General features: G+C 72.2%; 23 protein-coding genes. 18 read left to right on the forward strand and 5 right to left on the reverse strand.

Features of this window, described 5'->3' with window-relative positions; genetic code table 11:
- Window positions 1-56 precede the first annotated feature (56 nt).
- Window positions 57-1,370, forward strand: a complete 1,314-nt coding sequence (locus A6A27_RS29590; RefSeq protein WP_083672963.1) for an aminotransferase-like domain-containing protein — start codon at window positions 57-59, stop codon at window positions 1,368-1,370.
- A gap of 7 nt (window positions 1,371-1,377) precedes the next feature.
- On the opposite strand, the gene A6A27_RS29595 is transcribed toward A6A27_RS29590, so the two are convergent.
- A complete protein-coding gene (locus tag A6A27_RS29595; protein WP_073837951.1) occupies window positions 1,378-1,776 on the reverse strand; it encodes an NUDIX hydrolase in 399 nt (132 codons plus the stop codon).
- A 60-nt stretch (window positions 1,777-1,836) separates the two neighbouring features.
- Here A6A27_RS29595 and A6A27_RS29600 point away from each other — a divergent pair, with 60 nt between their 5' ends.
- Window positions 1,837-4,008, forward strand: coding sequence for a molybdopterin-containing oxidoreductase family protein (locus A6A27_RS29600; protein WP_083672964.1), 2,172 nt, complete (start codon window positions 1,837-1,839; stop codon window positions 4,006-4,008).
- Window positions 4,009-4,132: 124 nt separating this feature from the next.
- On the opposite strand, the gene A6A27_RS29605 is transcribed toward A6A27_RS29600, so the two are convergent.
- The 3 genes from A6A27_RS29605 to A6A27_RS29615 all read right to left on the reverse strand — a co-directional run bounded on the left by A6A27_RS29605 (window position 4,133) and on the right by A6A27_RS29615 (window position 7,432).
- Window positions 4,133-5,500 (reverse strand): MGH1-like glycoside hydrolase domain-containing protein, encoded by a 1,368-nt coding sequence (locus A6A27_RS29605; RefSeq protein WP_073837938.1) that lies wholly within the window; start codon window positions 5,498-5,500, stop codon window positions 4,133-4,135.
- Between the two features lie 76 nt (window positions 5,501-5,576).
- On the reverse strand, window positions 5,577-6,395 hold the full coding sequence (locus A6A27_RS29610) for a sugar phosphate isomerase/epimerase family protein (RefSeq protein ID WP_073837939.1): 819 nt from the start codon (window positions 6,393-6,395) through the stop codon (window positions 5,577-5,579).
- Window positions 6,395-7,432, reverse strand: coding sequence for a zinc-dependent alcohol dehydrogenase (locus A6A27_RS29615; RefSeq protein ID WP_073837940.1), 1,038 nt, complete (start codon window positions 7,430-7,432; stop codon window positions 6,395-6,397). Before A6A27_RS29615 ends, A6A27_RS29610 begins: the two co-directional genes overlap by 1 nt.
- Before the next feature lie 121 nt (window positions 7,433-7,553).
- On the opposite strand from A6A27_RS29615, the gene A6A27_RS29620 reads away from it, so the two are divergent.
- The 7 genes from A6A27_RS29620 (at window position 7,554) to A6A27_RS29650 (ending at window position 13,633) form a co-directional block, all read left to right on the forward strand.
- A complete protein-coding gene (locus tag A6A27_RS29620; protein ID WP_073837941.1) occupies window positions 7,554-8,945 on the forward strand; it encodes an ABC transporter substrate-binding protein in 1,392 nt (463 codons plus the stop codon).
- Window positions 8,942-9,898, forward strand: coding sequence for a carbohydrate ABC transporter permease (locus tag A6A27_RS29625; protein ID WP_073837942.1), 957 nt, complete (start codon window positions 8,942-8,944; stop codon window positions 9,896-9,898). The genes A6A27_RS29620 and A6A27_RS29625 overlap by 4 nt, the downstream gene beginning before the upstream one ends.
- Window positions 9,898-10,764: a carbohydrate ABC transporter permease gene (locus tag A6A27_RS29630; protein WP_073837943.1), complete on the forward strand. Its 867-nt coding sequence runs from the start codon at window positions 9,898-9,900 to the stop codon at window positions 10,762-10,764. Before A6A27_RS29625 ends, A6A27_RS29630 begins: the two co-directional genes overlap by 1 nt.
- A 108-nt stretch (window positions 10,765-10,872) precedes the next feature.
- Window positions 10,873-11,715 (forward strand): alpha/beta fold hydrolase, encoded by an 843-nt coding sequence (locus A6A27_RS29635; RefSeq protein WP_083672965.1) that lies wholly within the window; start codon window positions 10,873-10,875, stop codon window positions 11,713-11,715.
- A 92-nt stretch (window positions 11,716-11,807) separates the two neighbouring features.
- Window positions 11,808-12,374, forward strand: coding sequence for a phosphoesterase PA-phosphatase (locus A6A27_RS29640; protein WP_073837953.1), 567 nt, complete (start codon window positions 11,808-11,810; stop codon window positions 12,372-12,374).
- 137 nt (window positions 12,375-12,511) lie between these two features.
- Window positions 12,512-13,117 carry a class I SAM-dependent methyltransferase gene (locus A6A27_RS29645; protein WP_073837944.1) on the forward strand — a complete coding sequence of 202 codons (606 nt, stop codon included), beginning with the start codon at window positions 12,512-12,514 and terminating at the stop codon, window positions 13,115-13,117.
- 24 nt (window positions 13,118-13,141) lie between these two features.
- A complete protein-coding gene (locus A6A27_RS29650; RefSeq protein WP_073834972.1) occupies window positions 13,142-13,633 on the forward strand; it encodes a hypothetical protein in 492 nt (163 codons plus the stop codon).
- Between the two features lie 68 nt (window positions 13,634-13,701).
- On the opposite strand, the gene A6A27_RS47745 is transcribed toward A6A27_RS29650, so the two are convergent.
- The gene (locus tag A6A27_RS47745) at window positions 13,702-14,115 is read right to left on the reverse strand and encodes a hypothetical protein (protein WP_241825513.1); all 414 of its coding nucleotides are present in this window, start codon (window positions 14,113-14,115) and stop codon (window positions 13,702-13,704) included.
- 543 nt (window positions 14,116-14,658) lie between these two features.
- Here A6A27_RS47745 and A6A27_RS29660 point away from each other — a divergent pair.
- From A6A27_RS29660 to A6A27_RS29685, 9 genes are all read left to right on the forward strand, one after another.
- Window positions 14,659-15,138: a replication-relaxation family protein gene (locus tag A6A27_RS29660; RefSeq protein WP_274534599.1), complete on the forward strand. Its 480-nt coding sequence runs from the start codon at window positions 14,659-14,661 to the stop codon at window positions 15,136-15,138.
- Window positions 15,104-15,253 carry a hypothetical protein gene (locus tag A6A27_RS46935; protein WP_274534600.1) on the forward strand — a complete coding sequence of 50 codons (150 nt, stop codon included), beginning with the start codon at window positions 15,104-15,106 and terminating at the stop codon, window positions 15,251-15,253. Before A6A27_RS29660 ends, A6A27_RS46935 begins: the two co-directional genes overlap by 35 nt.
- A complete protein-coding gene (locus A6A27_RS46345; protein ID WP_241825514.1) occupies window positions 15,220-15,510 on the forward strand; it encodes a hypothetical protein in 291 nt (96 codons plus the stop codon). Before A6A27_RS46935 ends, A6A27_RS46345 begins: the two co-directional genes overlap by 34 nt.
- Window positions 15,511-15,775: 265 nt before the next feature.
- A complete protein-coding gene (locus A6A27_RS29665) occupies window positions 15,776-16,111 on the forward strand; it encodes a hypothetical protein (protein WP_073837946.1) in 336 nt (111 codons plus the stop codon).
- A gap of 415 nt (window positions 16,112-16,526) precedes the next feature.
- Window positions 16,527-16,934, forward strand: a complete 408-nt coding sequence (locus A6A27_RS47750; protein ID WP_443190016.1) for a helix-turn-helix domain-containing protein — start codon at window positions 16,527-16,529, stop codon at window positions 16,932-16,934.
- A 2,228-nt stretch (window positions 16,935-19,162) separates the two neighbouring features.
- Entirely contained in the window at window positions 19,163-19,366 is a 204-nt protein-coding gene (locus A6A27_RS29675) for a cold-shock protein (RefSeq protein WP_073837947.1), read from the forward strand.
- 98 nt (window positions 19,367-19,464) lie between these two features.
- The gene (locus A6A27_RS29680) at window positions 19,465-20,217 is read left to right on the forward strand and encodes a class I SAM-dependent methyltransferase (RefSeq protein WP_443190015.1); all 753 of its coding nucleotides are present in this window, start codon (window positions 19,465-19,467) and stop codon (window positions 20,215-20,217) included.
- 256 nt (window positions 20,218-20,473) lie between these two features.
- Window positions 20,474-20,644, forward strand: coding sequence for a hypothetical protein (locus A6A27_RS45235; RefSeq protein WP_198940503.1), 171 nt, complete (start codon window positions 20,474-20,476; stop codon window positions 20,642-20,644).
- Window positions 20,641-20,949, forward strand: coding sequence for an FG-GAP repeat domain-containing protein (locus tag A6A27_RS29685; protein WP_143194242.1), 309 nt, complete (start codon window positions 20,641-20,643; stop codon window positions 20,947-20,949). Before A6A27_RS45235 ends, A6A27_RS29685 begins: the two co-directional genes overlap by 4 nt.
- The last annotated feature ends 1,899 nt before the right edge of the window (window positions 20,950-22,848 follow it).

The raw sequence follows: 22,848 nt of genomic DNA on the forward strand, positions 1-22,848 counted from the left end.
TTGTCACGGTGACAATCCGGCGGCGGTGAGCCGGGCGCGGAGACTAGATTGTCACGGTGACAATCTGGGAACCCGCGGCCCCGACCGGGGCCGGACCCCGCTACCTGGCGCTCGCCGACGCGATCGGCGCGGACATCGCGGCCGGGCGGCTCGGGCCCGGCGACCGGCTGCCGGCGCAGCGGGAACTGGCCCGCCGGCTCGGCGTCACCATCGCCACCGTGGGCCGCGCCTACCAGGTGGCCGCCCGACGCGGCCTGCTCACCGGCGAGGTCGGCCGGGGCACCTTCGTAGCGCCGGCCGCCGCCCCTCCGGCCCCGACCGCCACGCCGATGCTCGACGTGGCCGCCGTGCACCCGCCCGGCCACGGACCGGTGCACCGGGCCGTCGCGCCCATCCTGCACCGGATCGCCGCCGACCCCCTCGCGGTCGGCGCGGAGGACGCCGACGCGGTCCGGCACCGCATCGCCGGCGCCCGCTGGATGGCCCACGCCGGCTGGCGGCCCGACCCGGACACCGTCGAGGTCACCGCCGGCGGGCAGCACGGCCTCGCCGCCGCCCTGGCCGCCCTCGCCCAGCCCCGGCACGTGGTGGTCACCACCGAGCTGACCAACCCCGGCCTGCTCGCCGCCGCCCGGCAGCTCCGGGTCGAGCTGGCCACCGTGCCCAGCGACGCCGCCGGCCCCCGGCCGGACGCCCTCGACCGGCTCTGCGCCCGCCGCCGGGTCGCCGCGCTGCACCTGCACCCCACCCTGCACAACCCGACCGGGCGCACCATGCCGGCCGAACGCCGCCGGGAGATCGCCGCCGTCGCCACCACCCACGACCTCACCGTCATCGAGGAGGACCCGTTCGGCGCGCTGCTGCCCGACCGGCCGCCACCGGTCGCCGCCTGGCACGCCCGCACGGTCCACCTGACCGGCATCACCAAGACCCTCGCCCCCGGGCTGCGGATCGGCTACCGGTACGCCCCGGCGGCGCTCACCGCGCCGCTGCACGCCGCCGCCCGGGCGCTCGCCTGGGCACCCGCGCCGCTAGTCGCCGAGGTCGCCACCCAGCTCGTGCTGAGCGGACACGCCCACCAGCTCGCCGCCGCCCGGGCCGCCGAGCTGGCCGGCCGGGCCGCACTCGCCCGGGAGCTGCTCGGCGACCGGGTGTCCGCCCCCGGGCCGGCCCCGTTCGCCTGGGTACGCCTCGACCACGACGCCGAAGCGGTCACCGCGCTCGCCCGACGGCGCGGCGTGGCGGTCGCCGGCACCGACGAGTTCGCCGCCCGGCGGGCCGCCCCGCCCGGCCTGCGGGTCAGCCTCAGCGCCGACGAGGGCACCGTCCGCACCGCGCTGCACGCCCTGGCCCGGCTGCTACCCGGCTGACCAGGGCTCAGCGCAACGCGCCGGTCGACCGCAGGTGCTCGAAGACGAGCTGGTTGGCCGGGGAGACTCGGTGCCGGTCGGCGTAGCCGAGCCAGGCCAGCTCCTCGATCTCGCTCGCCGGCCGCAGCGTGCCCTGGTAGTCGGCGGCGTAACAGGTCATCCGCACCAGCGTCCCGGCGGCGCGCCCGTGCGCCTGCGCGGTGAACGTGCCGGCCGGCACGGCCGACTCCGGCACGATCGCGACACCCAACTCCTCGGCGATCTCCCGGGCCAGGGTCGCCAGGTCGGTCTCGCCCGGCTCCCGCTTCCCGCCCGGCAGGTACCAGACGTCCTTCCCCCGGGACCGGGCGCACAGCACCCGGCCGTCCTCGATCCGGATCCAGGCCACCTTGTCGATCTCACGCACGGCACTCTCCCGGCTCGGCTGCCGCACGAGGCTATCGGACCTGCTCGGTAGGCTGCCCGCATGGCCCGCACCACCCATCCCGGCGCCTGCCCGCTGGACTGCCCGGACACCTGCGTCTGGCAGCTCACCGTCGAGGACGGCCGGGCCGTCGCCCTGCGCGGCGACCGCGACCACCCGTTCACCCGGGGCGCGCTCTGCGGCAAGGTCAACCGCTACCTCGACGCGGTCAACGGGCCCGACCGGCTGACCACCCCGTACGTCCGGACCGGGCCGAAGGGCGTCGGGCGGGTCGCCTACCGGCCGGCGAGCTGGGACGAGGCGGTCGAGCGGGTGGCCGCCGGGCTGCGCGCCAGCATCGACCGGGACGGCCCGGAGTCGGTCCTGCCCTACTACTTCGCCGGCACCATGGGCCATGTGCAGGGCTGGACGATGGGTCCCCGGCTCTTCGCGTACCTGGGCGCGTCGCGGCTGGACACCACCATCTGCACTGGCGCCGCGCGGGCCGCGCAGTACTCGATCTACGGCGGCTCGGTCGGCTTCGAGCCGGAATCCATCGTGGACGCCCGGCTGATCGTGCTGTGGGGCGCCAACCCGCTCGCCACCAACCTGCACCTGTGGCCGTTCGTGCAGCAGGCCCGGGAGCGCGGCGCACACCTGGTGACCGTCGACCCGCTGCGCACCGACACCGCGGCACGCAGCGACGAGCACGTCGCGCCGCTGCCCGGCACCGACGCGGCCCTGGCCTTGGGGCTGATGCGGCACGTCCTCGACGCCGGCGCGGCGGATCAGGAGTGGCTGGCGGCGCACACCGTCGGCTGGCAGGAGCTGGCGGCCCGGCTCGGCGAGTGGCCGGTGGAGCGGGCGGCCGCCGAGTGCGGCCTGCCGGTCGAGGTGGTACGCCGCCTCGGCGAGCGGATCGCCACCACCCGGCCGACCGCCGTCCGGGTCGGGCTGGGCCTGCAACGGCACCACGGCGCCGGCCAGGCGATCCGGGCGATCTGCGCGCTGCCCCTGGTCACCGGCGACTTCCGGCACCCGGGCGGGGGCGCGCTCGTCTCGACCAGCGGGCACCACCCGATCGACGAGGGACCGGTGATCCGGCCACCGGACATGCCCGCCCCGCGGGCCAGGTCGGTGAACATGAGCCGGCTCGCCGCCGTGCTCACCGGCGAGGCCGACCCGCCGGTGACGTCTCTAGTGGTGTTCAACGCCAACCCGGCCGCCACCGCCCCCGATCAGAACCGGCTGCTCGCCGGCCTGCGCCGCGCCGACCTGTGCACCGTCGTGCTGGAGCAACGCTGGACGGACACCTGCGACTTCGCCGACATGGTGCTGCCGGCCACCATGCAGCCCGAGCACCTCGACCTGCACTCCTCCTACGGGCACCACTACACGACGCTCAACCTGCCGGTGACCCGGGCGCCCGGCGAGGCGCTGCCGAACACCGAGATCTTCCGCCGGATCGCCGCGGCGCTCGGGATCGACCATCCCCGGCTGCGGGACAGCGACGAGGACCTGGCCCGGCAACTCCTGCGCGGCGCGCCGGTCAGCTTCGAGGAGCTGCGGGAGCGGACGTACGCCCGGACCAGCGGGGTGGCGGTCGGGTCCGCGCCGTACGCCGACGGCGGCTTCCCCACCCCGGACGGGCGGGCCCGGCTGCACGACCCGGCGCTGGCCCGGCACGGGGTGGATCCGGTCATCTGCTACACCCCGCCGATCGAGGCCGCCGACCCGGCGCTGGCCCGCCGGTTCCCGCTGGTGCTCATCGCCCCGGCCGGCCGGTATCTGATGAACTCCACCTTCGCCTCGCTGCCCTGGCACGCCCGGCGGACCGGGCCGCCCCGGGTGCACCTGCACCCCGACGACGCGGCGGCGCGCGGCCTCGCCGACGGGGACGCGGTGCGGGTGCACAACGACCGGGGGGCGTTCCTGGCGGCCGTCGCCGTGGACGACGCGACGCGGCCCGGGCTGGCCTTCACCTACAAGGCGTACTGGGCGCGGCTGAGCCCGGGACGGGCCACCGTCAACGCGGTCACCGCCGTCCGCGACGCCGACCTGGGCGGCGCGCCGACCTTCCACGACTGCCGGGTGGAGGTCGAGCCGGTGCCGGCCGAGCTGCTGACGGCGGAGCCGCCCCAGGACGAGGAGGCCGCGCCGCCGCCACCGCGCGAGGCGACGGAGAACGCGGCCGGGCCGGCCTCGCGACCGCCGGAGGCCGTGCCGGCCGGATGAGGCGGCGGGTTCCGCTCGGCGGGTACGCCGTCGTTCATGCCGGCCAGCACCCGGTCGGCGTCCTCGGGGCGTATGGCCCGGACCCGTCCGTCCGCCATGAGCCGATGGATACCAGCGGGGCGGCTCACCCCTCGGCGAGGGTGTCCAGCAGCAGGGCGGCGGTCCAGCTGAACGCCGGCGAGCCCAGCCCCGTCCCGGTGTCCGGGTGGAAGTACTCGTGGCAGCCGCTGCGGGCGACCAGCGCCAGCATGGACTCGCGCAGCCCGGCGGCCAGGTCGGGGCGGTGGTGGGTGAGCAGCCCGCGCCACAGCAGCCAGCTGGTGTTCAGCCAGCTCGGGCCGCGCCAGTAGCGCAGCGGCTCGAAGTCCGGCGCGGTGCGGTCGTAGGTGGGCAGCGGGCGGTCCATCCGGGCGGCGAGGCCGAACCGGGGTGAGCCCGCCTCGGCGAGCACCGCCTGCACCTGGCGGGCCGGCAGGTCGGGCAGGACGAGCGGCATCAGCCCGAGCACCGTGCGGGCCGGGATCAGCCGGTCGGCGCGTACGTCCCGGGGATGGAAGGTGCCGGTGGCCGGGTCGTACAGCCGGTCGACCAGGGCCTCGGTGATCCGGGCCGCCCGTTCCCGGTGCGGCCCCGGGTCGGCGCCGACCACTGTGGCGATCCGGGCCAGCGCGTGCTCGGCCAGCCCGAGCGCCGCGTTGACCAGCGGGCACTCCACCAGGAACGGGTGCCGGCCGAGCAGCCCGTCGTCGCGGTAGCGGCCCGCCCGGTACGCGTCGACGAGCGCCACGTAGCGCGCGTAGTCGAGGTCCGTGGGGCGGTGCGCCGCGTCGGCGTGCGCGGTGTCGTGCCGGCGGTACGCCCGCATGATGTCGGGGTCGGCGGGCACCGCGGCCAGCGGGGCGTCCCAGGCGGGACTGTTGTCCAGCCCGGACTCCCACGGGTGGACCATGGCGGCCAGCCCGGCGCCGCCGACGTCGCGCCGCCCGGTCAGATAGCGCTGCTGGGCGACCAGCCGCGGGTAGAGCTCACGCAGCGCCCGCACCGACGCCTCGGAGGGGGCACGGCGATGCACCAGCCAGGCCGCCGGGGCGTGCACCGGCGGCTGGACGATCCCGGAGGTGGCCACGGCGGGGGCGCCGTCGGCGCGGGTCGAGTCCCAGAACTCCGGCCCGGGGAAGTACGAGCCGGCCCGCAGCGCGGGGTTGAACACGATGTGCGGCACCCGCCCGTCAGCCCACTGCGCGGCGAACAGGGTCCGCAGCTCCCGCCAGGCCCGGTCCGGGCGGAAGTGGGCCAGCCCGACCGCGATGAACGCCGAGTCCCAGCTCCACTGGTGCGGGTAGAGGGTGCGCGACGGCACGGTGTGGTCGTGTTCCCAGTTGGCGTCGAGGGTGGTGATCGCCAGCCGGCGCAGCGCGGCTGCGCGTTCCGCACCGGCCACCCGAGCCGAGGGATCCCCCGGGCGCAACTCGGCAGGTGTGCCGGCGTTCATGCGGCCACCTCGCTCCGCTTGGCAGCCCTATGAGGCTCCCCGGCACTGCGCCCGATGATTCGCTCACTGCGCTCGCTCATGCGGCGGCCTGCCGGGGGCGGGCCTGGGCGAGCACGGCGGCCGCCTGGCGCAGGGCGGTGACGGGCTCGCCGCGCAGCCGGCACTCGACGGCCAGCCAGCCGGCGTAGCCGAGGTCGTCGAGGGTACGCAGCAGCGCCGGCCAGTCCAGGTGACCGGCGCCGGGCTGGTACCGGTTGGAGTCGCTGACCTGCACGTGCCCCAGGTACGGCGCGGCCGCGCGCAGCGCCGCGGGCGCGTCGTCCTCCTCGATGTTCATGTGGAAGGTGTCGGCGACCACGCGCACCGACGGCAGGCCGACCGCCCGGCACAGGGCGACTGCCTCGTCGAGGCGGTTGACCATGTGGTCCTCGTACCGGTTGAGGGGTTCCAGGAAGAGGGTGACCCCCTCGGCGCGGGCGTGCTCGCCCAGCTCACCCAGGGCGTCGACGAGCACCTGCCTGTCACCGTCGGGCGAGCGGGGCGGCTCGAACGGCGGCAGCCGGCGGGAGAACATCCCCCAGGCGGCGGGGGTCATCGCGCCGATCCCGCCGATCTCGGCGATCACCGAGAGCTGGGAGCGGAGGTTGCGCACCGCGTCCCCGGCCCGCTCCGGGTCGAAGTCACCGATGAAGTGGTCCATCTCGACGCAGACGGTGGGCAGCACAACGCCGTCGGCGCGGGCCCGGCGCAGCTCGGGCAGCCGCCGGGCGAACGCCAGTTCGCCGCGGCCGCGCAGCTCGATGCCCTGGTAGCCGAGCGAGACGGCGAGGGCGTACTTGTCGGACAGGCTGCCGCCGGGGAGCAGCTGCTCCTGGCAGGCGAGTGGAATTGCCATCAGAACCTCAGCACGACTTGGAGGACGGCATCGTCACCGCGGTCGAGCAACGCCAGCGCGTCGGCCACCGCGCCCGCGTCGACGACGTGGCTCACCAGCGGCAGCGGGTCGACGCTGCCCTCGGCCACCAGGTCCATGAAGGTGTGGGCGATCCTGGGCCCGGTCCACCGGCCGGCCGTGCCGGGCGCCGGGGTGGGCCCGGAGACCTGGGCCGCCACCATCTGGATCCGGTTGTGGTGGAACTCCTCGCCGAGCCCCAGCCCGTGGGCGTACCCCTGGTAGAAGCCGGCGGCCACGACGCGGCCGGTGTGGGTGGTGGCGCGGATGGCTTCGTGCAGCGCCGGGTACGACCCGGACAGCTCGAGGCAGACATCGGCGCCGCGGCCGTCGGTGGCCGCGTGCAGCACGGCGGCGGCCGAGTCGACGGCGACGTCGACCACCCGGCGGGCGCCGAACGCGGTGGCGTGCGCCAGCCGGGCCGGCACCCGGTCGACCGCGACGACCCGGGCTCCGGACAGGACGGCGAGCCGGGTGCCGAGCAGCCCGATCACCCCCTGCCCGAAGACGCCGACCCAGTCGCCGAGGTGCAGGTCGCCGGCGAGCACGGCGGTCAGCGCGATGGCGCCCGGGCGGGCGAAGACCGCGGCGAGCGGGTCGAGGTCGGGGGCGAGCGGGGTGACCGTGGCGGCGGCCACCACGGCCTCGGCCCGGTGGCCCCAGATGCCCCAGACGAGCTGGCCCGGCCGGCGGTCGGCGACGTCCGGGGCCACCTCGACGACCTCGCCGACCTCCTCGTAGCCGAAGCCGACCACCGGGTACGCGGGCGCGGCCTGTCGGGGCACGAACATGCGGGTGGCGTCGTCCCAGTCTTTGCTGAGCCGGGGGTTGCTGCCCCGGTAGAGGGTCAGCTCGGTGCCGGCGGAGATGCCGGAGTAGCGGGTGCGGACGCGGACCTGGCCGGGGCCGAGCGGGTCCGGGGGGCAGGGCTCCAGGCTGACGCGTCGGGGCCCGGCCAGAGAGACAACCCAGTTGGCCATGGTGTCGCTCCGAGGGAAGTGCCGGCCCCGATTCTAACCGAAAAAATCGGCATATGTGGTTCGATTGATCAATCGATGGGTATTGAAGGCACGCCGTGCTCTTTCGAGAGGAGTGCCACCGATGTCATCACCCTCGAGGCGGCTGCTCGCCACCAGTCTGATCCTGGCACTTGCCGGGGCAGGGCTGCTGGCCTGCAGCGACGACCAGCAGAAAGACGACAGTTCCCGGCTGACGGTGTGGAGCCTGGAGGACGTGGCCGACCGAGTCACCGCGACCAAGGCGATCATCGCCGACTACACCGCGAAGACCGGGGTCAAGGTGGACCTGGTCACCGTCAACGAAGACCAGTTCCCCTCGCTCATCGCCTCCAGCGCCGCCGCCGGCGACCTGCCCGACGTGGTCGGCTCGCTCCCGCTGGCCGCCGTCCGCACCCTCGCCGGCAACGAGCTGCTGCACCCGGACGCCAACGCGGCGATCGTCGGCAAGCTGGGTCGGGACACCTTCTCACCGCGCGCACTGGAGCTGACCGCCGAGGACGGCAAACAGCTCGCCGTCCCCAGCGACGGGTGGGGGCAGCTGCTGATCTACCGCAAGGACCTGTTCGCCGCCGCCGGCCTGCCCACCCCCGACACGTACGAGAAGATCGCCGCCGCGGCGGCGAAGCTGGACACCGGCGGCGTCGCCGGCATCACCGCGGCCACCGCCCCCGGTGACGTGTTCACCCAGCAGACCTTCGAGCACCTGGCCCTGGCCAACAACTGCCAGCTCACCGACGACTCGGGCGCGGTGAAGCTGGACTCCCCGGAGTGCGTCGAGGCGTTCCGCTTCTACGGCGAGCTGATGCGCGACCACTCGGTCAAGGGCGCGCAGGACGTGGACACCACCCGGGCCACCTACTTCGCCGGCAAGGCGGCCATGCTGATCTGGTCGCCGTTCATCCTCGACGAGCTGGCCGGGCTGCGCAACGACGCCAAGCCGACCTGCCCGCAGTGCCAGCGGGACCCGGCGTTCCTGGCGAAGAACAGCGGCTTCGTCACCGCGATCAAGGGCCCGAACGGCACGGAGCCGGCCCAGTACGGCGAGATCAGCTCGTGGGCCGTGCTCGACGGCGCGGCCGACCCCGCGAAGTCCTTCGTGGAGTACATGCTCTCCGACGGCTACCCGCGCTGGTTCGGCATGTCCCCCGAGGGCCGCTTCCCGGTCCGCAAGGGCACCGGCGACGACAAGGAGAAGTTCCTCACCGCCTGGAACACCAGCCAGGCCGGCGTGGACACCAAGAAGCCACTGTCGCAGGTGTACGGCGAGGACGTGCTGGCCACCCTGCGCCGCAGCCCGGACACGTTCGAGCGCTGGGGGCTCACCCAGGGCCAGGGCAAGCTGGTCGGGGCGATCCTCGGTGAGCTGCCCGTGCCGAAGGCCCTCGCCGACGTGATCGCCGGGAAGTCCGACCCGGCCGGTGCCGCCGGGCGGGCGAAGAAGGACGTCGAGGCGATCAAGGCAGGCGTCAATTGACCACCACCGCACCGGAGGCCGGCCGCTCCCCCACCCGGGAGCGGCCCCGCCCCGGCCGGCGCCCGCTCACCCTGCGCCGCCGCGAGTCCCGGGCCGGGCTCGCGCTGGTCACCCCGACGCTGCTCGTCGTGGTGGCGGTGATCGGCATCCCCATCGTCTGGACGATCGTCCTGGCCTTCCAGCGGGTACGCCTGGCCACCCTGCGCAAGACCGGCCTGTTCGGCGAGCTGACGCTGGACAACTTCGACCGGGTGCTGCACACCCCCGGCTTCGCCGGGACGCTCTGGACCACGCTGGTCTACAGCGTCGGCGGCACCGCCGGGTCGATCCTGGTCGGGCTCGTCGCGGCGCTGGTGGTCCGCCGCCCGTTCCGGGGCCGCACCGTGGTCCGGGCGTCCATGCTGCTGCCGTACGTGGCGCCGGTGGTCGCGATGACCTTCGTCTGGCAGGTGATGCTCGACCCGCAGCTCGGCATCGTCAACGACTGGGGACGGCGGTTCCTCGGCTGGGACACGCCGATCCCGTTCCTCTCCCAGGACTCCACCGCGCTCTGGACGGTCATCGCGTTCGAGGCGTGGCGGTACTTCCCGTTCGCGTTCCTGTTCCTGCTGGCCCGGCTGCAGGCCGTACCCGGTGAGCTGGAGGAGGCGGCCCGGGTCGACGGGGCCACCCCGACCCAGCAGTTCCGGCACATCCTGCTGCCGCAGCTGATGCCGGTGATCGCGCTGCTGGGGGTGCTGCGGTTCATCATGACGTTCAACAAGTTCGATGACGTCTACCTGCTCACCGGCGGCTCGGCCGGCACCGAGGTGGTCAGCGTCCGGGTCTACCAGTTCCTCACCGCGCGTACCGACATCGGCGCGGCGGCGGCGCAGGCCGTCGTGCTGGCCGTGGTGCTGATCGTGTTCGTCGCGATCTACCTGCGCTTCTTCGCCCGGCGAGGGGAGCCGTGATGGACCGGGACCGGATCGAGAGGGTCAGCCTGCGCTGGCTGCGCCGGCTGGTGATCGCCGGCTTCCTGCTGGTCACCCTGCTGCCGTTCTGGTACATGCTGGTGCTCTCGGTACGCCCCATCGAGCGCCTGCTGCTCGACCCGGGCTCGCTGCTGGTGCCGGCCGGCGAGCTGACCGCCGCCACGTACGTCGAGGTGCTCAAGGCCACCGAGGACGGCGGGCAGGGCTTCCTCACCTTCATCCGCAACAGCGGCCTCGTCGCGCTGGCCGCCACGGCGCTCACCCTGGTGGTCGCCATCCCCGGCGCGTACGCGGTGTCCCGGCTGCGGTTCTTCGGCCGGCGGCAGGTCCACGCGCTCTTCCTCGCCGTGTACCTGTTCCCGTCGATCGTCATCGCGATCCCGCTGTTCGTGGTGTTCACCCGGGCCGGGCTGCGCGGGTCGCTGGTCGGGCTGGTGCTGGTCTACCTCTCCCAGACGCTGCCGGTCTCGGTCTACATGCTGAAGAACTATTTCGAGACGATCCCGGTGAGCCTGGAGGAGTCCGCCGCGATCGACGGCGCCGGTCGCCTCGGCGTCATCCGCCGGGTCAGTCTCCCCCTGGCCGCGCCGTCGGTCATGGCGGTCGCCCTGTACGACTTCATGATCGCCTGGAACGAGTTCCTGTTCGCGCTGCTGTTCCTCGTCGACCGGCCGAACCGGTGGACCGTGTCGCTGGGCCTGTCGCTGCTCTCCGACGGGGTCGAGGTCCCGAAAACCGTGCTGATGGCCGGGTCGGTGATCCTCACCCTGCCCATCGTGGTGCTCTTCTTCGCCAGCGAGCGGCTGCTCACCGAGGGGCTCACCAGCGGCGCGGAGAAGGGCTGACTTCAGGCGCTCGGATTTCACTCCCGCGCCTGGCGGCACCGCCCTTCCCGCCCGGATCACCCGATTCCGGGCTAGTTTCGCCTCAGTTCAACCGGCGATCGGGGCGGGATGGGGCAGGTACGCGACACACTCAAGATCCCCCGGGCAGGGCACCAGTTGCACGTCGAGGTGACCGGCAGCGAGGGGACGCCGCTGGTGCTGCTGCACGGCTTCCCCGACAACCTGCACCTCTACGACGAACTGATGCCCCACCTCGGCGATCGGCGGGTGGTCCGGTTCGACTTCCTCGGCTGGGGCAGGTCCGACAAGCCCGAGGGCTACCCGTACACGGCGGACAACATGACGGGTGACCTCGCGGCGGTGATCGACCGCCTCGGGCTGGAGCGGGTCGTGCTCGTGGCCCATGACGCATCCGGGCCGCCGGCGATCGACTGGGCGCTGCTGTATCCGCACCGCGTCTCCGCGTTGGTGCTGCTCAACACGTACTACCACCAGATGACGAGTCTGCGCCGCCCGCCCGCCATCGCGCTGTACTCGACTCCGCTGCTGCGCGACATGGCCCGGGCGCTGACGGGCCGTGGATCGGCCCTCGCGCTACGCCTCTACACCTGGCAGGTGGGCAGGTTCATCCGCGACGACCGACGCCGGGCCGCCAAGGTGAAGCGCCTGCGCGACGACTTCGTCGCGGCCCAGCCGGCGTTCTGGCGGCTCAACGACGACCTGCTCGGCACCGTCCTGACGCGCCGGCGCCGAATACCGGACCTGCGCCGGTTCGACCGGCCGGTGCGGGTGATCTTCGGCGTCGAGGACCGCTCCCTCAACCCGCGGGTCGCCCACCGCTTCGCGGAGCTGTTTCCGCGCGCCGAACTGCACCTGCTGCCGAACGCGGGGCACTTCGTGCAGGTCGACCAGCCGGAGCGGACCGCCGAGCTGGTCCTGAGCGCCGGTTGACCGCGCCGCAGCACGGATTGGTTGACCTTGCCGGGCGCGGACACCAGGATGGCCCGGTGCGGGCGGTCGCGGAACGAACGGTGGGCGGGCGGATGGCCCGACTGGTTACCGAGGCGCTCGCGCCGAGCGTGCTGGTGACGGCGATGCCGATGGTGGTGGCCGCCTGGGCCAGCCACGACCTGGGCAGCTTCCTGAGCTGGGGCGGCACCGCGCTGCTGTTCTGCGCGGTCATCCCGGTCGGCGTGATCGTCCACGGCGTACGCCGGGGCCGGCTCAGCGACCGGCACGTCGGCGACCATACCCAGCGCGCCCGCCCGCTGCTGACCGGCCTGGCCTCGGTGGCGGTCGGCATGGCCCTGCTCGTCGCGCTGCGCGCCCCGGCCGAGCTCTTCGCCATGATCGTCGTGATCTTCGTGGTGGGGGCGGCCTGCACCCTGGTCAACCACTGGTGGAAGCTGAGCATCCACGCCGCCGTGGCCGCCGCCTCCACGGCCGTCCTGGTGCTGCTCCACGGCCCGGCCCTGCACGCCGGCTGGCTGCTCGTGGCCGCGGTCGCCTGGTCGCGGGTGGTGCTGCGGGACCACACCTGGCCGCAGGTCGTCGCCGGCACCGCCCTCGGTGCCCCGCTCGCCACCGGCACCTTCCTCGCCCTCACCTGAGCCCCGCCCCGCTTTGATGGCCGTGTGGTCTCTTTCCCGGAAAGAGTGGCCATCCAGGCGACGGGCGACAGGCGACCACTCTTTCCGGGAATCTGGGCCCTGCCGAGGCCCCTCGGGAGATCAGTTACGGTGGCGGCATGGGCAAGCCGACCCGCTGGGTGACCGACACCCAGCCCGGACACTCGCAGTGGTACATCAACCGGTTCCGCCGGCTCGCGGCCGAAGGGGCGGACCTGGCCGGTGAGGCGCGGCTGCTGGACGCGCTGGTCCCGCCGCACGCCCGGATCCTGGACGCCGGCAGCGGCACCGGCCGCATCGGCGCCGCACTCGCCGCCCGTGGCCACCGCGTCGTCGGGGTGGACGCCGACCCGTCGCTGATCGAGGCGGCCCAGGCCGACTACCCCGGGCCGCGCTGGCTGGTCGACGACCTCGCCGAGCTGGACCTGGCCGCGCAGGGCGAGCCGGAGCCCTTCGACGCCGCCGTGTGCGCCGGCAACGTGATGACGTTCGTCGCGCCCGGCACCGAGCGGGCGGTACTGAGCCGGATCGCGGCGCACGTCCACCCGGACGGGCTCGTGGTGGTCGGCTTCGGCACCGACCGCGGCTATCCGCTCGCCGACTTCGACGACGACGCGGTGGCGGCCGGGCTCCGGCTGGAGCACCGCTTCGCCACCTGGGACCTACGCCGGTGGCAGGAGGACGCCGACTTCGCGGTCAGCGTCCTGCGCCGCCCCGCCGGCTGATCCATTTGCCCCTATGCTGCCGGGATGTCTGACGGCCCGGTTGCCCCGGCCGCTCCGGCTCGCCTTGTCCGCCCGCGAAAGGCCCTCCGCCTGGTTGCGGCCGGGCTGCTGGTCGGACTGTTGACGCTCGGTGTCGCGGTGGCGGCAGCCCTGGCTCTCGCCAAGCTCGCCGAGCGGGAGCCGGCATCCTGCACCGAGGATGCGCCGTGCCTGCCCGACCTCGGGCCCGTGATCCTCGCCATCCTGTCCGTGCCGGTCCTGATGGCCGTCGTCGGCCCACTGGCCGCGAGGATCCTGCGGCTGCCCGCACCAGGGCTGTTCGCGATGCCGGTGGTCTGGGCCGTGGTGGTCGCGTGCGTGTTGTTGGGGCCGGCGGACCGGCGGCAGCACTGGCCGTTCGACAGCCCCGTCGGGCTGGGGTTCACCTTCCTGCTGCCCTACGCCGAGCTGGCGCTGTGGGCGGGCCACCGCCGGGGCGGCACCTCGCCCGACACCGGCGCCGGCCCGTCGACCTGATCGTCAGGCGGGGGCGGCGACCGTGCGGGCGGCGGCCGGATCGAGCGGGCTGCCGGCCGGCACCAGGCTCACCAGGCTGGCGGGCAGCCGGACCGGGCGGACGCCCGCGTAGCGGCGCCGGGCGCGGCGACGGACTCGTCCACCGCGCCGCGCCCCGGTTCAACCACCAAGTGGTCGGCAAGGCCGCTTCGCCCGGTCGGCGTACCCGGGGCGGCGGAGCGGTCCGGCGGGGTGGCACCCACCCGGACGTCGCGTACGCCGGTGTCGTCGCCGACCGGGGCGCAGAGCGCCCCGCCGTCCATGGTGGAGCCGGGGCGGCACCGCCGGCGGGGCGGTGGGCCCGGCGGGCATGCGGTCGCGGAGCCTGGGCAGGGCGGCGACGCGGCCGAGGGTGATCGGCTTTGGGGGCCCTGGCCGGTGTGGGCGAGCGGCAGGGCGGCGTGGCGTTCGGTGACTCCGGCCAGCCTGTCCCGCTCGGCCACCGCGTACTGCCGGCCGCCGCCGGAGTTCCGGACGAGGTAGACGTCGCCGATGGTGGCGCCGGCGACCCGTTCGGAGGGCGCACCGAGGCCGGGTACCCGCCGGCGGGGCCAGGGCGGCGCCGGCCGGCACGGTGTGCAGCAGCGCCGGGGCCACCGGCACGGCCCGTTCCCGGGTCGCGGCCAGCGCGGCCAGCACCCCGGCCGGTGTCTTGGAGCAAGTAGCGCCGGTCGTGCCAGAGCAGGTACAGGGTGCCGTCCGGGTGACGCAGCAGCAGCCCCTGCTCGCCGAGGGGCCGGCCGCCCGGTGGCGTCCCGCCCGACCAGCAACGCCGACCGCGCCCCCCTTCGCCCGTTCGGGGGCTCGGCTGGGTGCGGCACTGGGGGCTCGTTTGGGGGTGTCCGCGACACGAGACCCCACACGAGTCCCTCCATCCGGCCTGTCAGGCGCCTGACCTGCCTAAACCCGCCCGGCAACAGAGCCGCATGCAAGATCGACTCAGCCAGACTCCCTACGGGATTCTCTCTCCAGGGGTGAACACACCTATGCCGCAACCGCGCTCTGCTGGCCTGCTGGCCATCTACCCCCACATCACCAGCCGCGACCGCCTGCTGCTCCAACTCCTCGACGACCACCAGGTCCTCACCACCGACCAAATCCACCGCATCCTGTTCCACGCCCGCCGCACCTGCCAGATCCGGCTCGGCGAACTGGCCGCCCTGGGCCTGCTGGACCAGTTCCGGTTCCCCCGCGACGGCGGCGGCAGCCAACCATGGCACTGGACCCTCGGCCACCACGGCCACCGCTTCCAAGCCGCCGCCCACCAGCGACCCGAACCCACCCTCCGGGCGAGCCGCCAACCCGTGCAGCGGCTGTCAGCCAACCCGCACCTGACACACCTGCTCACCACCAACGAGCTCTTCGTCCGGCTCACTACGCACGCCCGCCAGCACGGCGAAGGGCGGGTTGGACCGGTGGTGGTCCGAGTCGATGACGACGAAGCACTTCCGGACCATCACCGCTGACGGGCAGGGCCTGTGGAGCGTCGGCGACACCACCGCGGGGTTCTGGTTGGAGGCCGACACCGGCACCGAACCCCTGGTCCCGTGGTGGCCAAACTCGACCGGTACGCGCAGCTGATCCGGCGCGGCGGACCCCGCTACCCGGTGCTGTTCTGGCTCGGCAGCGAGCAACGCGAGGAACACCTTCACCGGCTCCTGCGCGGCGGGCGCGGCGATGCCCGATTCGCGACCGCCACCCACGCCACCGACCCCGCCGCAGCGGTCTGGCTCCCCGGCGGCGCCACCTGCCGTATCCGGCTCGCCGAGTTGCCCAGCGACCACGGCCAGCCTGTGGCGGACAACCCGAACTACGACGACGGCATATTCGTGCTCTGACAGGCCCTGACGAATCCTGTCAGCCCAGGTCACAAGCATGGTCGCGATTCCTGACAGGAGCGGTGCTGTCAGGTCACGAAGGTACGGTGAAGATTTCTTTCTTTGCTCGCACCGCCGCCCGTCTGTTCCTCTGCAGATGTACCCGCGCCAGCGGGATCACCCAAAGCCCACCTCCCAGATGGGCTCGTGACCCACGCCTCGCGCCCGTCACGGCAGCTTCCCAGCGCAGACACCGCGATCTGGTGGCACCACCACGCAGCCGCCCATGCCCACTCCTTCGCGAAGCGAGCACCTTGCCACGTTCAAGCCCAGGCCGCTCACCGTCCAGGTTGTCACCGTCTGCTCCGCTCCGGGCGACGACGCGGACTGGTTCGCCGCCTCCGAGAAGGTCAACGACCTCCTGCACGTCAACGGCACCCCCCACGTCCACGAGCTGGCCGGCAAGTCCGGCAACAACGTCGACGGCGGCGACGCGGAGGACGAGACCGACCGGGACGACGACAGCGGCGAGGTTTCGGACGACGACGCCGACAACGACAACGACAAGGACAAGGACGACGAGAGCCCGACGGTCACCGTTGTGCAGGCGACACGTCGGTGACCGCAGGGTCATGGCCATCAAGGGCGTCCGGGCCGACCACGGCGACGACGGCGCAACGCTCGACGTGATCGTTTCCGAGAGCGGCACAGGTCACCCGACCGCCGCCCGCCGCAGCACCTCGCGGGTCTGGCGCTACTTTCGACTTCGTCCTGGCCCTGGACGCTGACGACCTCCTCGCCCGGGTCGTCGGCGACCTGGCCGCCGTCGACGCCGCCACCGCCGTCGAGGCCCTATCGTCCCGGCACCAAGGACACCTAAAGGTCGCCCACGCCGAGCTTCACGGCGTTCCCGCGCTGCGCCTGGTCGACGTCCTGCGCCTGGCGGTGTTTGTTTAGTATCGAGGCCGTGTCCTGGGCCGTCAGCGACGCCCCGGACGTCCCGCCGTCCTGTCTCGCCGTCCTGTCTCGCCGTCCTGATCGGCCTCGCCAACCACGCACACGCCGACGGGCGCGCCGCCTTCCCGTCGCAGGAGCGCCTGGCGTTCTACGCCCGCAAGTCGATCCGCGCGGTCCGCAATGACCTCGCCGAACTGGCCCGCCTCGGCCTGATCCGCCGAGGCGACCAGCGTCACACCATCCTCCTTCCCGCCGACCGTCGCCCGGTCGTCTGGGATCTCGCGATGCAACACCGACGCCCCCTCCCGGCAGCCCTGGACCCGCAGGCCGAGCCACAGCCGGGCCGCCCCACCAAAGCCCCGGAGCCTGTGGAAAACCGGGCGAAAGCCGGCTTCCCCCGGTCCGGGACCGGGCGGAAGTGCAGTACCAAACGGCCGGAAGTGTCCTACCGAACGGCCGGAAGCGCACTTCCGCCGAACCGTCCTTAACCGTCAATAACCAACAGGGCCCGCGCTCGCTTCACGACGCCGCCCTCACCCCTCACCCCTCACCGACCAGTGCCCGCGCCACCGAGGTTCGCCGGCTGGCAACTGTGGCCCGTGTCGATCCGAGGTCCTGGCTCCTGACCGATGAAACCGCCGCCTAGGCCATCGCCGCCGTCCTCCTCGGCCGGCCCGCGGTCACGCCCGCCCCCTCCGCCTTCGCTCGCCATCTGGTCGACAAGCACACCGATGAGGTCAGGCCGATCATCTACGCCGCTGGCCACCACGATGCCAGTCCCGCCACCGTCCGCGCGATCGCAAAGGAGACCGCCCGGTGACCACTGCCCGAATCGCCGGCCGTAGCTGGGCATACGCCGGGGCCATCTTTCGGCGGGGCCGTGTCCATTGCGGCGAACGTCGGCCCACTCCTACGTCCGGCGCGAAGAGGCCCCGACCGGCTGGTCGCCCGAAACCCGGGGCCGTGGCCGTGGCCGGATCTGTCTTCTGGCCGGTCGCCCTGTTCGTGGCCGTTGAGATCCTGACCCGAACCGCACGGCCGCCCGGCCGCGGATGGGCCGCACTCCTGTTCGGTGGCCTCCTCCCAGTGGCAGCCGTGGCCGCCCTCGTCTCCTACCGACACCTGTTTGGCCTTCTCAGCCACTGCGGCGAGGACGCAGTCACGGTCACTGTCGGGCCGCTGGCCGTAGACGGCCTGATGCTCATGGCGACCGGGGCCCTCCTGGCAACCGGCCGCCCGACGGCCACGGCCACCACCTCGGCCACGGTCACGGACGCCCGGGCGGACGGCCACGCGCCAGAGGCCGCCCGGCCGCAGGCCACGGCCACCGTGGATACAACCACCCGGGCGGGCGACGGGCGAACCGCCCGGCCACGGCCACGGCCACGGCCCGCGAGTTCCTCGAATCAGCCCGCGACGACGAGGACTCGCTCCGCGCCGCCTACGCCCGAGTCCTCGTCCCCGGCCTACGCAAGGAGGCTGCCCGCTAGGCCGTGCGGAAGAGGCGCCGGATCCTCGGAGATGCATCACAAGCGTATCGTCCAAGGCCGCGCGAAGCGCTCAAGCGGTTTCGAGCCGGTTGCCCAACTCGGCGAGGAAGGTCTCGCTCAGCGCTGCCCAGTTGTTGAACGAGACGGTCAACTCGCCGACGTAGAAGTCCACTCGCCAATCTGTCCCCATGACCAAGCCAATCTCCGAGGAGAGCTCGGCTGCCGCATTCGGACAGGTCACATGTGGTTCGAAGCCCAGCAGCCAGAAGCGCGTGGTAGCCCTTGCCGGCTGGGCTCCGTGACGTCGTGATGGCCTAGCGAGCGGCGGTGGGCGCGGCCGCCGGCTTCCGGTCGGCGTCACCCTCGGCACCGAACGGGGTGCGCAGCCGGATCATCGCAGCCCGACTCACGTCGACGGCAGGTGTGTGGTCGAAAGGCGCATCTGCTGCCGGTGCTTCACGGAATGGACTTGAGTCATGCGCGGTTACATCAGTCAACAGCTGCTCCAAAGTTTGCGCGCCAACACGCGACTCACCCGCTCGCATATGCAAGCCGGGTTCGGAAGGTGAGCGAGGGTGGATCGGCCGCTCGCCGGGCAGCGTCGGATCCGTTTCGCTCCGCCCGCCAAACCCTAGCCCAAAACGACCATCGTGTACGGCTTGGGCCAAGGTGCGGGCAGAATGATCAAGAACTCCGCCGGTTCCGACCACGGCCTGCATTATCGACCACCACGCCGCGAACGATCGGTCAGCGCCGGGCAGGACGACCCGTTCCCATGTTGAAGACTTGATGGCGGCACGCCGCCCCGCTTCGTGACTCCTCACGTGCGACGACGGCGTCGCATAGCGGAGGACGCCACAGCGCCACGGGCGACCGGCCCGCCGCGTAGCGACGGCCGCGTGACGCCAGCGCGGCGCCGAACAGGCCCGAAAAGAGGTCGCCGAACGAGTGCCGTGGAAACCACGTCCGCGCCGCAGGGCGTGGCGGCGTTCTTTTCCAGCACGCGGGTTGGTAGCCGGCGCGGTGAGTGCTGATAGCCAAGACACCGCGGGCGGCGCGCCCGTGCTAGCGTGAGCGTGTTGCAAGCTTTGGTTTGTCGCATACTTTGCCAGCGCCTGGTGGGTATCCAACCCGCCGGGCGCTTTTGTTCTGCCGGTTCTTCCGGACAAGCAGCGGCGACCACCGGGGGCCGTACATGTCCCCATCAGCTACTCAAAGGAGAAGACATGGCATTCGGTACAGTCAAGTGGTTCAACGCGGACAAGGGTTTCGGCTTCATCACGCAGGATGACGGCGGCGCTGACGTCTTCGCCCACTTCTCCGCCATCTCATCGAGCGGGTTCCGCAGCCTGGACGAGAACCAGCGGGTCGAGTTCGACGTCGAGCAGGGCCAGAAGGGGCTTCAGGCCACTAACATCCGTCCGGTCTGACGTTGACTCCGCGAAGCCGTGGTGGCGAGGCCTCGCCCGTCGCCACGGCGGCGGCTGAGACCACGGACCGGCGAATAACGGTCCGTTCCGACGCCACGGTGCCTGGCCTCGAACCGCTGGTATTGTACGCGCTCTCCGCCCCCGAGTGCACGCCCGGGACAGCCAGCATCGATCGGCTCCGGCTGGCCCCGGTGCCGCTGGTGCCAGAGGTGCGACTGGTCATGGCCGAGGACGCGATCGTCCTCTGGGCCCGGCTCGAAGCCGAGGCGGGCCACGTCCTCCCGCCGCCGTTCTGGGCGTCGGCCTGGACCGGCGGACAGGCTCTCGCGCGTTACATCCTCGATCACCCGGACACCGTGGCCGGTCTCCATGTCCTCGACGTCGCCTCCGGCTCCGGACTGGTCGCCATCGCCGCGGCGATGGCGGGCGCCGCCGGTGTCACCGCCAACGACATTGACCCGTACTCGATCGCGGCAATCAGTGCCAACGCCCACGCCAACGGCGTCGACCTGACCCTGTCGTCGAGTGACCTGCTTGACGGCGACGGTGACGGCGTGGATGTGGTGTTAACCGGTGACGCGCTCTACCACCCGTCTGTGGCGGCCCGGATGCTGCCGTTCCTCGCCCGTGTCGCGGCGAAGGGCGGTCGGGTCCTCGTCGGCGATCCGGACCGAGGCCACGTGCCCCATGACTGGCTCGAGCGGGTGGCGACCTACAAGGTGCCAGTGAGCAGCGCTCCGGAAGACGCGCAGCTTCACCTGACGAGCGTGCTCAAGCCACGACGCGAGCAGGTGGACGACCGGTGGGGCCGGGCCATGCAACTGCGGGCGTGCGCCGGGCAACTCTCCTAGCCCCGGGGTGCGGAAGGTGTTGCGGCAGGCCCGTGGGTATGTTGTGGCTGGACGCCCCGAAGACCGATCGTGACGATCGGGTTTCGCACCGCCGGCCCTCCACAGCCGACGAAATAGGCACACCGCACTGACCGTTCAGCATGTCTCCAGCCGGTGCCGCTCAGCAACGCGTCCGGCCGACGGCTCGCTCTGGGCGGGCATGGACGAGTCCGACAGCATCCAGATTCATTGTGCGCGAAGGGAGCCGATACAGCCGATGAAGATCGACAAGAGTAAGGTCCTTGAGGCCCTGCGCCAGCGCGGCCAACACAGCCGGGCCGATTGGGTCGACCGGGAGCTGCCGGACCGCATCGACACCGCCCAGCACTCTGGCATACTCGCGACCCTCAATCTCAACCCGGCCGATTTCGCCGATCCGCCGTCGTGACGACGCTGACCTCGACACCTCCGGTGGCCGTCGTGTGCGGCCGGGTGACGGCTGATGCGAGCAACGGACGGGCAAGCGTCCTGCTGCAGCGGCCGGACGGCTGGCTGGGCAACGAGTTCCGCGTCTCCCAACTGCCGCTCGCCAGCTCCTTCACCTCACGCGGGCTCGCGGTCGCCGACATCAACAACGACGGCCCGAAGGATCTGCTGATGGCCAACTACAAGTACGGACTCGTGGCGGTATCGCAACGCCCCGCAGCGGCATCAGCGGCGACATCGGCGAAGGTCCAGGTAGGTCGGACCTGAGCGACGATGGCAGCGCCGGTCCCGCCGAGACTACGCAGGCAGCGGTTGTACTCGGCGGGCGCCGTTCCCTCCGGACCAAGCCCAGAAACAGCACGGCCTCCGCTGGCGTATTGATCGACACGTACTGACCCGGCAGGCGAGATCGTGACGGAATGTTCGCGCTCGACTGACCGAGTTTGAGATCGCAGTCCAGCCCTCCCGGGTCGTGGACTTCGGTCGCCGTGCGCCACAGCGCCGGCGCCCGACGCAACCGCTGGTCCACGGCCCAGGCGCGGTGCGGCTTGACGAGCGAGAGGCGGACCCCAGGCTCGAACGCTGGTGGCGGCTCGGTTCGGGCGCTCGCTCCGATCACCCCGGCGGGCGGACTGGCAGGCGGTCAATCGGCGTCACCCAGGTTCTCCAGCTTCGACTCCTGCAGCGACTTGGCGATCGAGATCACCGCGGCCCGCTCCAGGACCTGCGGACGTTCTGGCCGGAAATGTCCGAAACGGATGGCTCCCGCCTGGCGAAAGTAGCCAGACTGCCTAGAGACGACAGCAGCAGCCGACAAAGCCGGAACCAGCCAGGCAGGGAGCTGTAAACCTTCACCACTTCGGGGCCGCCGAAGTGGCGACCGAGCAGGAAGCCCTGCTCAGCAGGTGGCCGATGGGATTCGGGTCTCAGCTCCCGGGATCCATACGGGTGCCACCACGACGGCGCCCATAGCCACACGTCGATGCGCCCTAGCCCTCGTGACTGACGTCAGCGGGCCCCAGGACGACACCCGGCACCATCCAGGCGGGGAGCAGCGACCAAGACCACTTCGGTCTTCTCTGGGAGGTCACGCCGAACCGCTCGCCCACATCAACGCAGGTCAGAGCACCCCGCCGCACCCGGCTTTGTTGAGCACTTCGGACGCTGAGACGACTTCGCCAAGCTGCACCCAATCTGCACCCACTCGCAAGGCCTAGCCGTCCAGCGACTCCTTATCGGCCCGACCTGCGCATACTCCCCTGCCAGGCGACATAGGTCACCGTGGACTGCTGCTCAACACGGCTGAGCACTCCGTGTGAAGCGCCGTCAGTTCGGAAGGATGATGATCACGGCTGACAAGGACCTGGTGGGCCAGGCGGGCCGCAGGACGTGGGGACCGTTCGTGCCCGCTGGTGACCGTCGGGGGTACCGACTGCTGGCACGTGGATGGCACGGCGACAAAGGGATTATGAGATCAAGTTAGCTACCCCGGACCACCTGCCCAGACGATGGTTTTGCAGTGGAAACAGCTCTCAACATCTCACACCGCTCCTCTGCGTCCGTCGACCTCTTGCGGACCAGATGCGGACCGCGCACCCGCCGGCGCGGAGGAGAGAATGCATTCTGACCGAGGAATCCCGGGCAATCCGCCCGCTCAGGCGGAGTAGAGGACGTCAGGAATTTCCTGATCGTCTGGATCCTCGGAGAGCAAGGGGCTGGACGCTCCGGGTGGGACGGTTACCTCGGCCCAGTACACCCGGCCAGCGACTACATAGTCGGTGTCTCGCGTTCGGTCCACCAGGTACATCGTCGCGCTTGGCCACCGCACACCCAGGCGCTTCGCCTCGGCAGTCCGCCGAGCCTCTGGCGCCGCCCGAAGATGCAGCTCCGAATAGGCGTCGGACAAACAAATGCGCGAGACATCCTGGAACAGGAGATCGAAGACCCGCAGCGGTTCGTCGCCCTCCGGATCTCCGCCTAGCCCCCGCAGAAGCAATTTTCTGTGTCCCACCGAGATCGCCCACGGCTTGAACCGGCCGGTAACCGACAGGGGCAAACTGCCAGAGATAACCTTCCAGCGAACCACTCGTACCTCGCTCTCCTGCCCTAGCCGCGAGGACCATACGTCTCAGGCTAAGTGCTCATTTCCGTTAATTCGTCGGGGGT

Source organism: Micromonospora sp. CB01531 (genome assembly GCF_001905095.1).
In the GTDB taxonomy this organism is placed as follows: domain Bacteria; phylum Actinomycetota; class Actinomycetes; order Mycobacteriales; family Micromonosporaceae; genus Micromonospora.

What these genes read in the sequence shown, in the direction of transcription:
- A6A27_RS29620 (WP_073837941.1), top strand. Translation starts at nt 7,554, where the DNA reads ATGTCATCACCCTCGAGGCGGCTGCTCGCCACCAGTCTGATCCTGGCA.
- A6A27_RS29665 (WP_073837946.1), top strand. Translation starts at nt 15,776, where the DNA reads ATGCCCACTCCTTCGCGAAGCGAGCACCTTGCCACGTTCAAGCCCAGG.
- A6A27_RS29615 (WP_073837940.1), bottom strand. Translation starts at nt 7,432, where the DNA reads ATGGCCAACTGGGTTGTCTCTCTGGCCGGGCCCCGACGCGTCAGCCTG.
- A6A27_RS46935 (WP_274534600.1), top strand. Translation starts at nt 15,104, where the DNA reads ATGACGACGAAGCACTTCCGGACCATCACCGCTGACGGGCAGGGCCTG.
- A6A27_RS29650 (WP_073834972.1), top strand. Translation starts at nt 13,142, where the DNA reads ATGTCTGACGGCCCGGTTGCCCCGGCCGCTCCGGCTCGCCTTGTCCGC.
- A6A27_RS29675 (WP_073837947.1), top strand. Translation starts at nt 19,163, where the DNA reads ATGGCATTCGGTACAGTCAAGTGGTTCAACGCGGACAAGGGTTTCGGC.
- A6A27_RS29645 (WP_073837944.1), top strand. Translation starts at nt 12,512, where the DNA reads ATGGGCAAGCCGACCCGCTGGGTGACCGACACCCAGCCCGGACACTCG.
- A6A27_RS29660 (WP_274534599.1), top strand. Translation starts at nt 14,659, where the DNA reads ATGCCGCAACCGCGCTCTGCTGGCCTGCTGGCCATCTACCCCCACATC.
- A6A27_RS29600 (WP_083672964.1), top strand. Translation starts at nt 1,837, where the DNA reads ATGGCCCGCACCACCCATCCCGGCGCCTGCCCGCTGGACTGCCCGGAC.
- A6A27_RS29610 (WP_073837939.1), bottom strand. Translation starts at nt 6,395, where the DNA reads ATGGCAATTCCACTCGCCTGCCAGGAGCAGCTGCTCCCCGGCGGCAGC.
- A6A27_RS29630 (WP_073837943.1), top strand. Translation starts at nt 9,898, where the DNA reads ATGGACCGGGACCGGATCGAGAGGGTCAGCCTGCGCTGGCTGCGCCGG.
- A6A27_RS29635 (WP_083672965.1), top strand. Translation starts at nt 10,873, where the DNA reads ATGGGGCAGGTACGCGACACACTCAAGATCCCCCGGGCAGGGCACCAG.
- A6A27_RS45235 (WP_198940503.1), top strand. Translation starts at nt 20,474, where the DNA reads ATGAAGATCGACAAGAGTAAGGTCCTTGAGGCCCTGCGCCAGCGCGGC.
- A6A27_RS29605 (WP_073837938.1), bottom strand. Translation starts at nt 5,500, where the DNA reads ATGAACGCCGGCACACCTGCCGAGTTGCGCCCGGGGGATCCCTCGGCT.
- A6A27_RS29640 (WP_073837953.1), top strand. Translation starts at nt 11,808, where the DNA reads ATGGCCCGACTGGTTACCGAGGCGCTCGCGCCGAGCGTGCTGGTGACG.